The sequence below is a fragment of the Bradyrhizobium sp. genome (genome assembly GCF_049581145.1).
Lineage (GTDB): Bacteria > Pseudomonadota > Alphaproteobacteria > Rhizobiales > Xanthobacteraceae > Bradyrhizobium.
In genome coordinates, this window is record NZ_JBAURI010000310.1 from 1 (window position 1) to 15,558 (window position 15,558).

The following is a 15,558-nucleotide window of genomic DNA, read 5'->3' on the forward strand; positions in this document are numbered from 1 at the left end:
GTTTATGCAACTCAAGATTGTTCATGACCCAAAGCTGAATCCATCGTCTCGGCGTAACTTGATTTGATCATGACAAAAATCGCTCTCTCAGCCGATCAACCCTGTCGCAATGCACAAAAATGCTGCATTGCGGACGCAAATGCTGCGGCGCGTGCGTAATTTAGTGGCATTTTTGACACATGGATTACGAAAATGTTACTTAGCGTGATTATGCGGGTTCACTTTGGCATCTGGCATACCTTAGGGTTCTACCCTTGGAAGTTGAATCGGATTTCCTGAGGGGGATTACATGAGACACGGGTTTCTGTCCGGCACAGCCCTTGCGGCGCTCTGTTTGCTGTCCTGTGGGGCAACGGCCCGGGCCGCGACACTTGATGACGTGATGGCGCGGCTCGACAAGATCGAAAAGGAAAACGCCGAATTGCGCGCCAAGGTCCGCGTTCTGTCCGCGGAAAAATCAACCACGGTCGCTTCAGCGCCCGCGACCGATCCAAGCAAATTCAAGGGCAACCCGGTGCTGCACGGCTCCGTCGCAACCTCGCCGGCTCCGGTACCGCCGGTCCGGACCATCGGCGGCATTCCGGTCAAGGCGGGCCCTCTGGGCCCGGTGATCGACAACACCACCGTGACGCTTTACGGATCGATCGATGTTTCGGGCGACGTCTTCAATCCCTCCGTGTTCGATCAGGGCACGAAATTTGGCATCGCGAGCAATATTTCCAGTTTCGGCATTCGCGTCCGGCACAACCTTGCGCCCTATGGCTGGGAAGGCATGGCGGTCGTGGCCCAGCTCGAGTCGCAGGTCGATATCTCGGCAGCCCCCACCGAAAAAGCTGCATTGGGAACGCGCGACAGTTTCCTGGGATTGGAAACTCCGTGGGGCTCCATCAAGGCCGGCAAGTCCGATACGCCCTACAAGAAGGCCACCGCCGCGATGGACCCGTTCTCGCGGACGCTCGGCGACTACAATTCGATCATGGGCAATACCGGCGGCGACAACCGCGCCGAGTTCGATTGGCGCATGGACCACGCGCTCTGGTACGAATCGCCGATCCTCTATGGCCTCCAGTTCAGCGCATTGGTCTCGCCAGGCCAGAACTACGCGGTCGACAACAGCGACTATTCCTACGGCGACACTTTCCAATGTAACGGCGCGTCCGCGCGCGGCAGCGGCAGCAACTTCCCCGGCACCGGCGGCTCGGTTGGTGGCAATATCGGCGGCGATGGCTGCACCGATGGGTCCTACGGCAACGCCTACAGCGCTGCGGCAACGTACAAGAACGGCGCGTTCACCGCGATCGCCGCCTATGAGCTGCACGAGAACGTCAACCGTCACGGCGACGACGGACTGGAACCGGGCCAAGTCGCCCCGATATTCCTTCCCGACGGTTCCCAGGTCGTCACCGGTGTTCACAACGAATGGGCGGCGAAGATCGGCGGCGGCTATCGCTTCAACGATGGCCTGGGCGATGTTCAGTTCAACGCCTATTACGAGTGGCTACGGCGCGACGTGAGCGCTGCGGAAGAGCCGTTCAACGAGCGCTCGCGCGACGGCGCTTTCGCCAGTATCACGCAAGACATCGGAAAGTGGGCGTTGAGTGCGTCGTATGCCCACGCCTTCAAGACGCCGGGCAGCCCGACCTGCCTGAGCCTCAACAACATCAACGCCGGCGTGGCATGCGTGTCGCCGGGACCAGCCGTGCAAGTCGGTCAATTCCAGGAAAACCTGTTCGACGATTCGGCCAGCCAATACGCGATCGGTGCTCGTTACCACTTCAACAGCTGGGCCAGCTGGTACGTCGTCGCCTCCGAACTCACGCAAGGTCCGGGCGCGCATTATTGTCTCGGCGCCAGCGGCCACGGCTACCAGGTCTGCGGGCGCGATGCTGCCAACGACACGATCGGCGGCGCGACCCTCAAGGCCGCAACCACAGGCATGACGTTCAACTTCTGAACGCAACCAGGAAATATGATAAGAAGGGGGGCTTTGAGAGTCCCCCTTTTTCGTCGGCCCGTGTCGAGGAGGAGTTGAAGATGGATATGCAGCAGCCGCCGGCCGTGGTCCAGGTTCAGCAGTCCGAGGTTCCGCCGAGCGCACCGGTCGAGCCGACCCCGATCAAGGTCGACATCTCGAAATACATTCCGGAATCCGCGACCGAGGTCACCATGATCGTGACCCTGACGCCGCCGACCGGTCAGGCGTTGATCTATGCACCGGACCGCGAGAATGACCCAACACTGTTCAAGGGGCCTCGCTCGATCGACGAAGTCAAGCTGTCCGGTCCGATCGTCTATGTGAAGCTGTACGGCGCGACCAGTTTCGACATTCAATACACCAATTATCGGTTGCCTGATTGAAGGCGCCGGCTTGCCGCCTGGGAACAAATCGCGCTGTGGGACGACCAACACCGCAACAGCTGATGCAAACCGCCGTTGCGGCGCAACGTGCCGGTTCGATCGCGGAGGCCAAACGCCTCTATGCTTTGGTGCTGAGCATCGATCCGTCCAACGCGGCAGCCTGCGGCAATCTCGGCATCATCGCGGCCCAACAGGGTGATCTGGCAAACGCCGAACGGCTGATGCGCCAGGAGATCGGGCTGCGGCCGAACAATGCGGCGAGCCATCACAATCTCGGAACGGTACTGCAGCAGCAGGGCCGGATGGTGGATGCCGCGGACGCACATCGACAGGCTGTTCTGCTCAACCCGAATTATGCGCAGGCGCAACTCGCGCTCGGCAACGCGCTCAAGGCGCAGCATATGCTGGATGGCGCGATGCAAGCCTATCAGGCGGCGCTCGCGATCAAGCCCGATTACCCGGAGGCCCACAACAATATCGGCGTGGTGCTGCAGATGCAGGGCAGGCTCGGCGAGGCCGCCTCCGCTTTCAGCACAGCGGCGGCAACGCCGGTCTATGCCGAGGCGTCATTCAATCTCGGCGTCGTCCTGCATCAGATGGGAGATCTCGACGCGGCCGAGGCCGCGTATCGAACAGCCATCGCCAGGCAACCCGAAATCGCCGTCGCGCACAACAATCTCGGCACCGTCCTGAAAGACCAGGACCGGCTCGACGCGGCCGTGACGGCCTTCGAGCAAGCGATCGCCCTGAAGCCCGATTATGCCGAGGCCATCTATAACCACGCCACGGTGCTGCAGCAGCAAGGCAAGCTTGAGGACGCGCTGGCCGCCTACGGCCGCGCGCTCGCGCTCCGGCCCGATCATCTCGATGCGATCAACAACGCCGGGATCGTGCTGCAGGAGCTCGGCCGGCACCGCGACGCGATCGAACTCTATCGCCGGGTGGTCGGGCCCAGTCCGGCGGCCGCCATGCGGGCACATGCGGACCTCTACAACAATTTGGGAACGGCGCTGCTTGCCGAGGAACAGCCAGCCGAGGCAAGGGCGGCGTTCGAACTCGCCCTGGCATGCCGGCGGGATTTTCCGGAAGCGGCCTATAATCTCGGAAACGCCTTGCGCGAGCTCGGTGATCTCCAGGCGGCGATCGCGGCATGGCGCGGCGCGCTCGCGCTCCGCCCTGACCATGCCGACGCATTCAGCCAGCTCGTGCATCATCGCGCGCTGGTTTGCGCCTGGGACGACCGTGAAGCGGAGCAGGCACAGCTGGTCGAGATGGTGCGAAGCGGAGTTCGCGTTCCGCCGTTCTATCTGTTCGCGACGCCTGCGTCCGCCGCCGATCAATTGCGCTGCGCCGAGCAGTGGATCAGGCCGCTCGGACCACCGCAAGGTGCGCGCTTTGGGCATGGCGTGCGGAACGCGCGCGAGCGCATTCGTCTCGGCTATCTCTCGGGCGATTTTTTCGAGCACGCCACGGCGCGGCTGATGGCTGAGTTGTTCGAGAGCCACGATCGCGGTCGCTTTGAGGTCTATGCCTACAGCTATGGCGCGGATGACGGCAGCCCGATGCGCGCACGGCTCGTGCAGGCCTTCGATCGCTTCGTCGACATCGCTGCATTGTCACATCGCGATGCCGCCGGACGGATTCACGATGACAAGATCGATATCCTGATCGACCTCAAGGGATATACCCACCGCGCGCGTCCGGCCATCGCGGCTTGCCGGCCCGCCCCGGTGCAGGTCAGCTACCTCGGATTTCCGGCCACAATGGGTGCGGATTTCATCGACTACGTCCTGGTTGACCGCTTCGTCGTCCCGGAAAAGCTGCAGGCGTTCTTCACCGAGCGGCTGGTGCATCTTCCCGAGTGTTATCAGGCCAACGACCGCAAGCGAGAGGTGGCGTCCGGCCGGACTGCGCGAAGCGACTGGGGCCTGCCGGAACGGGGTCTCGTGTTCTGTTGTTTCAACAACAGCTACAAGCTCTCGCCATGCCTGTTCGATATCTGGATGCGCCTGCTCAAGGCCGCGCCCGGCAGCGTGCTGTGGCTGCTCGGCGCAAATGCGGTGGTCGAGGCCAATCTTCGCGTGGAAGCGGGCAGGCGTGATATCGATCCGAGCCGACTGATGTTCGCGCCGGTCGTGCCGACGCGGGCCCATCTCGAGCGTCACCGGCATGCCGATTTGTTTCTCGATACGACGCCTTGCAATGCGCATACGACGGCGAGCGACGCGTTGTGGTGCGGGGTGCCGGTCCTGACCTGCTGCAGCGAGACATTCGCGGGCCGCGTCGCCGGCAGTCTTCTGAGGGCGATCGGGATTCCGGAACTCGTGACCCATTCGCTGCAAGAGTATGAGCGGACGGCGCTGGCTCTGATCGGTGGGCCGGATCGGCTGCGGGCGCTCCGCCAACAGATTGAACGAAATCGCGACGTCAAGCCCCTGTTCGATCTGCCAAAACTGACTGAGGCGATCGAGGCTGCCTATCAGCGGATGTGGCAGCGATGGCTGGTTGGCGAAAAGCCTGTGGCTTTCGCGATCGAGAATGTCTAGTCGGAAGCTGCAACTTCCGTCTAGTCCGGACCAAAGACCCATACGACCGATGAAAGGGCGAAATCCATGTGGTTGCGAACGATCCTGATCCTCACCACCGTGCTTGGGCTGGGGGCTAGTGCGGCGTCGGCGAAACCCCATCACGGGCGAAGGCACCACGTGCAGGCGGCGCTCGCCCCGGCAACGGAGATTCAGCCCTACGAGGGTCCCACGCTGGTGCTGCATCCCGCCTCGAACATCGCATGCAACACCGTGTACCGCTCGACGCGAGCGCTGCCGTGCGATCAGCCGGTCTGGGTCTATGGCCATCCCTGCGAGATCGATCTCGGTCTTGGCCGCTACCGCTCCTGCGACTGAGGTCGATGGGCGGTGCATCTGATCGCAATTTCCTCATGACATCAGGGACATCCAGGCGGGATAGCGCGCAGATGCTCGCGGCGGCGGTCGCGCAGCATCGCGCCGGGCGCCTGGCGGAGGCCGAACGGCTCTGCCGGTCGGTCTGCGAGATGGATCCGAGCAATGCGCGGGCGTTCCATCTGGCGGGCGTCATCGCCCATCAATTGCGCCGGCCGGACGCGGCGGCCTTGATCGGTCGCGCCGTGACGCTCGATCCGGCAGGCGCCGAGGCGCATAACGACAGGGGCGTGATTCTCGCAGCCAGTGGCGCGCTGTCGGAAGCGTTGTCCTGCTTCGAGAGGGCGGTCCAGCTCAAGCCGGACTATAGCGAGGCGCGCAACAATCTGGGTCGCGCGTTGAGATCGGCGGGCCGCGCCGATGAGGCGTTGACGCAGTTTGCAGCGGTTCTCGCTGCCGCGCCCAATTCTCCGCTCGCACATTTCAATCTGGCGTCGGTGCTGGACATGCTCGCCCGGCAGTCCGATGCCGAACAGCATTATCGACGAGCGATCGGTTTGCGTCCGGACTTTCTCGATGCGCACATCCACCTTGCGATGCTGCTGCAGAAGATGGATCGTTTGCCGGAGGCGCTGGTCTTTGCCGAGCGCGCGGTGACGATCGCCCCTAACGCGCCCGGCCCACGGAACAATCTCGGCAATGTGCTGCGGGCCATGGAGCGGCGCGATGCGGCCATGGCGCAATATCGCGCCGCGCTCGGCATCGATCCCAGCGCCTTCATGGTGCACTACAATCTGGGCGTCGTGCTGCGCGGCGCGGCCGGAATCGCAGAGGCGAGGGAGCATTTCGCGCAGGCGGTCGCGTTGAGGCCGGATTTTCTCGAGGCCAGGCTGGCGCTTTGCATGGCGGAACTGCCCGCGATCTATCAGAGCATTGCCGAGATCGATGCGCGGCGCGCGGCCTATGCGGACAGGTTGCGGGAACTCGACGCAGATGTGGCGAAGGCATCGGCTACCGACATGCTGGTGGATGCGATCGGCTCGCATCAGCCGTTTTACCTGCCGTATCAGGGCCGCAACGATCGGGACCTGCAATCGCGTTACGGTTCGATCGTGTGCCGCCTTCTCGACGCCCGATACGAAACCCCGGGTCTGCCAAGCCCGCCGGCCGCCCATGAGCCCATCCGGCTCGGCATCGTCAGCGGATTTTTCCGGCAGCACTCGAACTGGAAGATTCCGATCAGGGGCTGGCTGAAGATGCTCGACCGCGATCGATTTCGCGTGATCGGCTATCATACGGGTGTCGAGCGAGACGCCGAAACGGCGGCAGCAGTCGAGCTGTGCGATCATTTCGTGCAGGGGCCGAAGCCGCTCGAGGCCTGGCGCCGCGCCATCCGGGACGACGCGCCGCACGTTCTGCTGTTCCCCGAAATCGGGATGGACAAGGTATCGGCGCAGCTTGCCGGGATGCGACTTGCGCCGGTTCAATGCTGTTCCTGGGGACACCCCGAAACAAGCGGATTTCCAACTATCGACTACTTCATCAGCAGCGAGCTGATGGAGCCAGAAGGCGCCGAGGGGCATTATTCTGAGAAGCTGGTCCGGCTGCGCAATCTTTCGATCTACTACGAGCCCGTCGATATTCAGCCTGCTTCGATCGATCGGGCCGTGCTTGGGCTTCGCGAGGATGCGGTCGTGTATTGGTGCGCGCAGTCCTTGCCGAAATACCTGCCGCAGTTCGACGAGGTGTTCGCCCGGATCGCCGCCGACGTGCCGGGTTCTCAGTTCGCCTTCATCGAATTTGCCGGCGGCAAGGGCGTGACCGAGACGTTCAAGGCGCGCCTCGCCCGAGCTTTCACCGCCCGCGGCCTGGACGCGGCAGACCACTGCGTGTTCCTGCCCAGGCTTGCGCCGGAGCGATTCACGGCCGCGATCGGACTGTGCGATCTGGTGCTGGACAGCATCGGCTGGTCCGGCTGCAATTCGATCCTGGAAAGCCTGGTACACAATCTGCCGATCGTTGCCTTCGAGGGTGAACTGATGCGCGGCCGGCACGCGGCTGCGATCCTGCGCATGATGGGCGTTGTCGAGACGACGGCCGCAAATGTCGACGACTATTTGTCGATCGCATGCCGTCTCGGCCGGGACGAAGCCGGCCGAACCGAATTGTCGTCGCGGATCGCCGCCAACAAACAGCGCGTCTATCGCGATATGGAGTGTATCGCGGGGCTGGAAGCATTCCTCGAACAGGCGGTTCGCGGACTGAGCTGACTTGTTGACAAGGAAAGCTGGCAAGAAAAAGAGGCGCACCTGGTGCGCCTCTTCATTCTCAACTCAAGCCGTCGTGTTTCGAGAAGCGATGACCATCACTCCGCCGGATGCCCGATCACCCGCTTGTCCTTGTTTTCCGATGCGATCGAGAGCCGCATCGGCCGTACCACGAACAGTGCCATCGCGACGACGACGAAATTCATGATCGCGGCGATCGTGAACACCGAATGCCAGCTTCCCGAGTAGTTCTTCAGCACGTTGGCCAGCGGAACGACAAAGGCCGACAAGCCCTTGGCGGTGTACAACAGGCTGGCATTCGTCGTGGCGTATTTCGGGCCGAACATGTCAGTGCAGGTCGAGGGGAACAGGCTGAAAATCTCGCCCCAGGTGAAGAAGATCAGCGCTGCGCAGATCACGAAGGTCCACGGCGTGGTGCCGGCCGTGCCGAGCAGCCAATAGGCGACGCCGCCGGCGCAAAAAGCGATCGCCATGGTGTATTCACGGCCGATATGGTCGGACACCCAGCCGAAAAATGGCCGCGCTCCGCCATTGGCGAGATTGTCGATGACCCCGGCCACGATCAGAGTGCCGGCGCCGAACAAGACGACCGTCTGCGCGACGCCGTAATCCTTGGCGATCAGCGCGATCTGCGCCGTCACCATCAATCCGCTGGCCGACACCAGCACGAACATCACATAAAGCAGCCAGAACACCGGAGAGGCGAGCATCTGGCCCGGGGTGCTGGAGGTCTTGGACTGCAGCACCTTGGCGGCCGTCCCGCTCGGGACTTCTCCGGCGTGTGGCGAGCGCAGCAGCCACGCCAGCACGAAGATGATGCCGCCCTGACCCAGCGCGAACCAGAAGAAGGTGTCGGCATAGCCAATTCGTGCGATCATCATCTGGATGGGAATGACGGTGACAGCCGCTCCTGCGCCAAACCCCGCCGCGGTCAAGCCGACGGCGAGCCCGCGGCGATCCGGAAACCATTTCACGGCGTTGCCGACGCAGGTGGCGTAGATGCCGCCGGCGCCGATGCCGGACACGATGGCGCCGAGATACAGCATCTCCAATGATCCGGCCTTGGCGTTGATCAGCCAGCCGATCGCGACAAAAACGCCGCCGGCGGCGACCATCAGTCGTGGACCGCGTTGCGGACCGAGCGTGTCGACGATCCATCCCTCGACCGGGGTCAACCAGGTCTCGAGCGCGACGAAGATGCTGAAGGCGACCTGGATGCCGCCGACATCCCAGGAATGCGCCTTGGACATCGGAGCAACGAAATAAGTCCAGCCATATTGGAGATTGGCGATCATCGCCATGCAGACGACGCCGATGATGAGCTGCATCCAGCGGAAGCCCCTGGACGGCGCCTGGCTCGGCGCGCTCACTGCATTTGCAATCATGATCTTCCTCCCGACGTGCGCCTTTTTGGAAGCGGCCCCATCCGGGCCGGAGCGCTACATTTTCAAATTCTGGTATATCATATTCCAACAAGCAAGGCCGATTTTGTCGCAACTTCATGGTGCGCCGCGGCGCGAGACGGTATTTGCTGACAGGATTTTGGGATCAGGAATGGCGAGGCGGCAAGTCCGTTCAAGCACGTGTCACGTGCGCGATTTGTCGCAGACAGCTACCGGTAGACGTTGGATCTGTTTTTTTTGGTGTGCCTGGGCAGCCCCGTAGGTCCGTGGCGAAGGACAAAATAAATAGGCCCCGAAGATCGGGGCCCGAGTCAGCATATCCGGATTTCCGTGCCCAGAGGCACGGTCGCCGGTCCGGCGGAGTCAGATGCAGCAGCGCGGAACGTCGCCGTTGCGGATCGTGACCTCGGCATAGGCCAAAAGCCAACGGTCGACATTGGCGAACAGGCGGCCGAACAGATTGCTGGAAGGCGCGAATGCAATAGGAAAGGTCTTGGACATGAGATTCCCTCCATGAAAGGCGGCCCACGCGCCGCCAACCGTCCAGGGGAATTTATGTATACCAGATGCCAGAGACAATCGCCGCGTTTGCATGGCAGCATTTTGTATCCCGCAATGCAGCATATGCGGCGGTTAACTCTCTGGATAGAAAAGGGGCCGCCGAGAGGGCGGCCCGAAGTACCATGATACCGGTTCGACCTTTCTACTCCGCGGCCTGCTTCCGGGCCGGGTCGAGCGCGCCGGAATCATGGATCTCGGCGACCTGATGATCGCTGAGGCCGAGCACCTGGCGGAGGATTTCGTCGGTGTGCTCACCGAGTAGTGGTGAACGCGTCACCTCGCTCGGACTGTCCGAGAGCTTGATCGGGTTGCCGACCGACAGATATTTGCCGCGGGTCGGATGATCGACTTCGACCACGGTGCCGGTCGCGCGCAGCGAGGGGTCTTCCGCCAGCTCCTTCATCGACAGGATCGGACCGCAGGGGATGTCGTCCTTGTTGAGGATTTCCATCGCCTCGAACTTGGTCTTGGTCATCGTCCATTGCTCGATGCGGGCGAAGATCTCGTTCAGCCGCGACAGCCGGGCGGGCGGCTTGGCATAATCGGGATGGGTCTTCCAGCCGGGTTCGCCGATCACGTCGCAGATTTTTTCCCACACCGGCGCCTGGGTGATGAAATAGATGTAGGCGTTGGGATCGGTCTCCCAGCCCTTGCATTTGAGGATACGGCCGGGCTGGCCGCCGCCGGAATCGTTGCCGGCGCGCGGCACGGCGTCGCCGAACGGAATGCCTTCGCCGTACTGGCTGTATTCCTGCAGCGGCCCATGGGCGAGGCGCTGCTGGTCGCGCAGCTTGACGCGTGTCAGGTTGAGCACGCCGTCCTGCATCGCCGCCGTAACCTTCTGCCCCTTGCCGGTGACGGTGCGCTGATAGAGCGCGGTGACGATGCCGAGCGCGAGATGCAGCCCGGTGCCGCTGTCGCCGATCTGCGCGCCGGTGACCAGCGGCAGGCCGTCGCGGAAGCCGGTGGTCGAGGCCGCGCCGCCGGTGCACTGCGCGACGTTCTCATAGACCTTGCAGTCTTCATAGGGGCCCGGACCGAAGCCCTTGATCGAGGCCACGATCATCTTGGGATTGATGCTGTGGATTTTCTCCCAAGCGAAACCCATGCGGTCGAGCACGCCTGGGCCGAAATTTTCCACCAGCACGTCGCAGCTCTTGATCAGCGCGGTCAGGACTTCCTTGCCCTTTGGGTTCTTGGTGTCGAGCGTGATCGACCGCTTGTTGTGGTTGAGCATGGTGAAGTACAGGCTGTCGACATTCGGAATGTCCTGCAGTTGGCCGCGGGTGATGTCGCCGACGCCGGGGCGCTCGACCTTGATCACATCGGCGCCGAACCACGCCAAAAGTTGCGTGCAGGTCGGTCCCGACTGGACATGGGTGAAATCGAGGATGCGAACGCCGCTCAGCGCCTTGGTCATGATATATTGTCTCCCTTAATGCCTATCTGCTGCCATCAAGCCCTCGAAGCGGGGCATTCAGTGCGCAGCAAGTCCAAGTCAGCAAGTCCAAAGTTAGCAAGCCCAGGTCGGTATCTTTTCGGTCTCACGATCTTCACTGGTTACTGGATCCCTCGCGCGCGCGGGGAATGACGAATTGCCGTTTATTTCTTCCTGAGAGCGCTCTGCGGGTTGAGATTGCCGATGCGGCCGCTTTCGGACCCCGCCGCCGGATCGATCACCGCGTTGATCAGGGTCGGCTTGCCGGAATCCATCGCCGCATTGACGGCGCGCTTCAGTTCGTCGGGCGAGGTCGCATTGACGCCGGTACCGCCGAACGCTTCCATCATCTTGTCGTAGCGCGCGCCCTTGACGAACACGGTGGTGGCGGGATCTGCGCCGGCCGAATTGACATCGGTGCCGCGATAGATGCCGTCATTGTTGAAGATCACGATGCAGATCGGCAGGCCGTAGCGGCAGATGGTTTCGACTTCCATGCCGGAGAAGCCGAAGGCAGAGTCGCCCTCCACCGCAAGCACCGGTTTGCCGGTCTCGATCGCTGCGGCGATCGCCGAGCCCATGCCGACGCCCATCACGCCCCAGGTGCCGACGTCGAGCCGCTTGCGCGGCTGATACATGTCGATGATGCCGCGCGCGAGGTCGAGCGTGTTGGCGCCCTCGTTGACCAGGATGGCGTCCGGACGTTCCTTGATGATGGTGCGAAGCACGCCGAGCGCGCCGTGGTAATCCATCGGTGCATTGTTGTTCATCAGTCGCGGCGCCATCTTGGCGATGTTGTCGTCGCGCTTGTTCTTGACCGCGTTGAGCCAGTCGGCCGGCGGTGTAACCCAGTCCTTGCCCATCGCTTGCAGCAGCACGTCGACGCAGGAGCCGATGTCGCCGACCAGCGGGGCTGCGATCTCGACGTTGGAATCCATTTCCTTCGGCTCGATGTCGACCTGGATGAATTTCTTTGGCGCTTCGCCCCAGCTTTTGCCCTTGCCATGCGACAATAGCCAGTTGAGGCGGGCGCCGATCAGCATCACCACGTCGGCGTCCTTCAGCACGGTCGAACGTGCCGCGCCGGCGCATTGCGGATGCAGATCGGGCAACAGCCCCTTGGCCATGCTCATCGGCAGGAACGGCGCGCCGCTCTTCTCCACGAAGGCGCGGATCGCGTCATCGGCCTGCGCATAGGCCGCGCCCTTGCCGAGGATGATCAGCGGACGTTTTGCGCCCTTCAGCACATCGAGCGCGCGCTTCACCGCGGAGGGGGCAGGGATATGCGCCGGCGCCGGATCGATCACCTTGACCAGCGATTTCGCGCCGGCCTGCGCGTTCAACACCTGGCCAAACAGTTTTGCCGGCAGATCGAGATAGACCCCGCCCGGGCGCCCCGATAGCGCGGCGCGGATGGCGCGCGCAAAACCGATGCCGATGTCGGCGGCGTGCAGCACGCGGAACGCGGCCTTGCACAGCGGCTTTGCCACCGCAAGCTGGTCCATCTCCTCATAGTCGCCCTGCTGCAGGTCGACGATCTCGCGTTCCGAGGAGCCGGAGACCAGGATCATCGGGAAGCAGTTGGTGGTGGCATGGGCCAGTGCGGTCAGGCCGTTGAGGAAGCCGGGCGCCGAGACGGTGAGACAGACGCCGGGTTTCCTGGTGAGGAAGCCCGCAATCGCGGCGGCATAGCCGGCATTCTGCTCGTGACGGAACGAGAGCACGCGGATGCCGGCGGCCTGCGCCATGCGGCCGAGATCGGTGATCGGAATCCCCGGCACGCCGTAGATCGTATTGATGCCGTTGAGCTTGAGCGCGTCGATGACCAGGTGGAACCCGTCGGTGAGTTCTTCCTCGGTGCCCGGTGCTTCGGTCTTCGCTGCGGTGTTCAGCATGGGCTTGATCTCCCTGATCGTCGCGTTTTGGAGGACGAGTTGGTCGTCTTCTGATGTGGGCCGCTTCGAGCCCTAAGGCAGTTCCCGGCCGTGGGTTTCGACATAGCTGGCCAGGCCCAGCGTGTGGTCGCGCGCGCGTTTTTCGGCAAGCTCGGTGTTGCGCTCCTCGAGCGCCTCGATGATCGCCAGATGTTCGGGGAGCGAGGTCGCGATGCGGTCGGTGCGTCCGATCGTGAGCTGCCGGTAGCCGCGCACATGCAGCAGGATGTCATTGGTCATATCGACCAGCACCGGCGATTCCGACAGCGAGATCAGCGCCTGGTGGAACGCGATATTGGCCTTGGAATATTCCTCGACATGGTCCTGCGGCAGCCGGTCCACGCCAAAATCCTTGAAGACGTCGCGCAGCGCGGAAATATCCTTCTTGCGCGCGATCGTCGTGATCAGCCGCGCCGCCATGCTTTCCAGGGCGGCCCAGGCGCGGATCATGTCGACGATTTCGCTCTTGGTCCGGCGCACCACCACGATGCCGCGGCGCGGCACGGTCTTCACAAAACCGTCCTGTTCCAGCATCGCGATCGCTTCGCGGATCGGCGTGCGGCTGACCCCCAGGCGTTCCGAGAGCGCGCGCTCGTCGAGCATCACGGGATCCGGCGTCGCGTAGATGTCCATCTTGAGGATCGCTTCCTTCAAGGCCTCATAGGCCTTGTTCTTGAAGCTGGTCTCCGGGGCAATCCTGACGATTGCGATCTCTGGCTCGGCCATCGTCGGGAACGCCTTGGTCTGTTTCCGTATTGACATCGACAAATCTCCTCACGGGAGACGTCTTTATGAAGAGTGCATTATCGAATTATTTTTGGCATGCCAAATGCCACAATGTCAAGTTGGCTGGTTTTTAAGCGTTTCCGCCCAACGGCTTGCCTTGACAAGGCGGTTTTTGGCATACCAAATGCCATAAAACAGATGCTCCCAGGAGGAAGCCGATGTCGACAGCGAAAGATACAGTCCGCAAAGTTCTCGATCAGGTCAAGGCGGACAAACGCACAAGCCTGACGGCGCCCGAAGGCAAGCTGGTGTGCGACGCCTACGGCATTCCGGTGCCGAAGGAGGGGCTCGCGACCTCGGCGGCCGAGGCAGTCTCGATTGCGACCGAGATGGGCTTTCCGGTCGTGATGAAGATCGTCTCGCCCGACATCCTGCACAAGACCGAAGCCGGTGGCGTCGTGGTCGGCGTCAAGACCGCAGCCGATGCCGAGCAGGCCTACGACACCATTCTTGCCAACGCCAAAAAGTACAAGGCCGATGCCAAGATCGAGGGCATCCAGGTGCAGCAGATGCTGACCGGCGGCCAGGAGGTGATCGTCGGCGCGGTCACCGACGGATCGTTCGGCAAGCTGGTGGCGTTCGGCCTTGGCGGCGTGCTGGTCGAAGTGTTGAAGGACATCACCTTCCGCATGGCGCCCGCGACCAAGGCGGACGCGTTGTCGATGCTGGATGGCATTCAGGCGCATGAGATGCTGAAGGGCGTGCGCGGCAGCGACCGCGTCAGCCACGACGCGCTCGCCGACATCATCGTCAACGTGTCCACGCTGGTCACCGACTTTCCCGAAATCGCCGAACTGGACCTGAACCCGGTGTTCGCGACCAAGTCGAACGCGATCGCCGCCGACGTCCGCATTCTGGTCGATTTCGCGCCGAAACCGCCGCGGCCGCGGCCCAACCACGACGAGATCGTGCGCCAGATGAACCGCATCATGAAGCCGAAATCCGTCGCGGTGATCGGCGCCTCCGCCGAGAACGGCAAGATCGGCAATTCCGTGATGAAGAACCTGATCAACGGCGGCTACCAGGGCGAGATCTATCCGATCCACCCCAAGGCCGAGGAGATCCTGGGCAAGAAGGTCTACAGATCGGTCAAGGACATCCCTGGCGACGTCGACATCGCGGTGTTCGCGATTCCCGCAAGCCTCGTTGCCGGCGCGCTGATCGAATGCGGCGAGAAGAAAGTCGTCGGCGCGATCCTGATCCCGTCCGGCTTTGCCGAGACCGGCAATGTGAAGGGGCAGGAGGAGATCCAGGCGATCGGCCAGAAATACGGCATCCGCCTGATGGGGCCGAACATCTACGGCTTCTACTACACCCCCGCCAATCTCTGCGCGACCTTCTGCACCGCCTATGACGTCAAGGGCAAGGCGGCGCTGTCGTCGCAATCGGGCGGCATCGGCATGGCGATCATCGGCTTCTCGCGCTCGGCCAAGATGGGCGTCTCGGCGATCGTCGGTCTCGGCAACAAGTCGGATATTGACGAGGACGATTTGTTGACCTTCTTCGAGCAGGACGACAACACCCAGATCATCGCGCAGCATTGCGAGGATCTCAAGGACGGGCGCGCCTTTGCCGAAGTTGCAAAGCGCGTCTCGAAGAAGAAGCCGGTGATCGTGCTCAAGGCCGGGCGCACCGCCTTGGGCGCACGCGCCGCCAGCTCGCACACCGGCGCGCTCGCCGGTAACGACAAGATCTATGAAGACGTCTTCAAGCAGTCGGGCGTGATCCGCGCCCGCTCGCTTCGGCAACTGCTCGAATTCGCGCGCGGCGTGCCGGTGCTGCCGACGCCAAAGGGCGAGAACGTCGTCATCATCACCGGCGCCGGCGGCTCCGGCGTGCTCTTGTCGGATGCCTGCATCGACAACGATCTCAAGCTGATGACGATCCCGC

11 protein-coding genes are annotated in these 15,558 nt (G+C 62.6%); 6 read left to right on the plus strand and 5 right to left on the minus strand.

Annotated features, from left to right (window positions below; translation table 11 throughout):
• Window positions 1-289: 289 nt before the first annotated feature.
• The 5 genes from WCB02_RS10330 (at window position 290) to WCB02_RS10350 (ending at window position 7,528) form a co-directional block, all read left to right on the plus strand.
• Window positions 290-1,954: a porin gene (locus WCB02_RS10330; protein ID WP_423957987.1), complete on the plus strand. Its 1,665-nt coding sequence runs from the start codon at window positions 290-292 to the stop codon at window positions 1,952-1,954.
• An 80-nt stretch (window positions 1,955-2,034) separates the two neighbouring features.
• Window positions 2,035-2,358: a hypothetical protein gene (locus WCB02_RS10335; protein WP_423957989.1), complete on the plus strand. Its 324-nt coding sequence runs from the start codon at window positions 2,035-2,037 to the stop codon at window positions 2,356-2,358.
• A gap of 62 nt (window positions 2,359-2,420) precedes the next feature.
• Window positions 2,421-4,904 carry a tetratricopeptide repeat protein gene (locus WCB02_RS10340; protein ID WP_423957991.1) on the plus strand — a complete coding sequence of 828 codons (2,484 nt, stop codon included), beginning with the start codon at window positions 2,421-2,423 and terminating at the stop codon, window positions 4,902-4,904.
• Window positions 4,905-4,970: 66 nt separating this feature from the next.
• Window positions 4,971-5,261, plus strand: coding sequence for a hypothetical protein (locus WCB02_RS10345; RefSeq protein ID WP_423957993.1), 291 nt, complete (start codon window positions 4,971-4,973; stop codon window positions 5,259-5,261).
• Between the two features lie 71 nt (window positions 5,262-5,332).
• On the plus strand, window positions 5,333-7,528 hold the full coding sequence (locus tag WCB02_RS10350) for a tetratricopeptide repeat protein (RefSeq protein WP_423957994.1): 2,196 nt from the start codon (window positions 5,333-5,335) through the stop codon (window positions 7,526-7,528).
• Between the two features lie 95 nt (window positions 7,529-7,623).
• Here WCB02_RS10350 and oxlT read toward each other — a convergent pair whose 3' ends face one another.
• The 5 genes from oxlT to WCB02_RS10375 form a co-directional block, all read right to left on the minus strand.
• On the minus strand, window positions 7,624-8,931 hold the full coding sequence (oxlT, locus tag WCB02_RS10355) for an oxalate/formate MFS antiporter (RefSeq protein ID WP_423957995.1): 1,308 nt from the start codon (window positions 8,929-8,931) through the stop codon (window positions 7,624-7,626).
• A 381-nt stretch (window positions 8,932-9,312) separates the two neighbouring features.
• Window positions 9,313-9,450 (minus strand): hypothetical protein, encoded by a 138-nt coding sequence (locus tag WCB02_RS10360; RefSeq protein ID WP_423957997.1) that lies wholly within the window; start codon window positions 9,448-9,450, stop codon window positions 9,313-9,315.
• Window positions 9,451-9,652: 202 nt separating this feature from the next.
• Window positions 9,653-10,930 (minus strand): formyl-CoA transferase, encoded by a 1,278-nt coding sequence (gene frc / locus WCB02_RS10365; protein ID WP_423957998.1) that lies wholly within the window; start codon window positions 10,928-10,930, stop codon window positions 9,653-9,655.
• Window positions 10,931-11,112: 182 nt separating this feature from the next.
• A complete protein-coding gene (gene oxc, locus WCB02_RS10370) occupies window positions 11,113-12,843 on the minus strand; it encodes an oxalyl-CoA decarboxylase (protein ID WP_423958000.1) in 1,731 nt (576 codons plus the stop codon).
• A gap of 72 nt (window positions 12,844-12,915) precedes the next feature.
• Window positions 12,916-13,644 (minus strand): GntR family transcriptional regulator, encoded by a 729-nt coding sequence (locus WCB02_RS10375; protein WP_423958002.1) that lies wholly within the window; start codon window positions 13,642-13,644, stop codon window positions 12,916-12,918.
• Between the two features lie 182 nt (window positions 13,645-13,826).
• Here WCB02_RS10375 and WCB02_RS10380 point away from each other — a divergent pair.
• Window positions 13,827-15,558, plus strand: a 1,732-nt coding sequence (locus WCB02_RS10380) for an acetate--CoA ligase family protein (RefSeq protein ID WP_423958004.1), incomplete at its 3' end; no start/stop codon positions are given.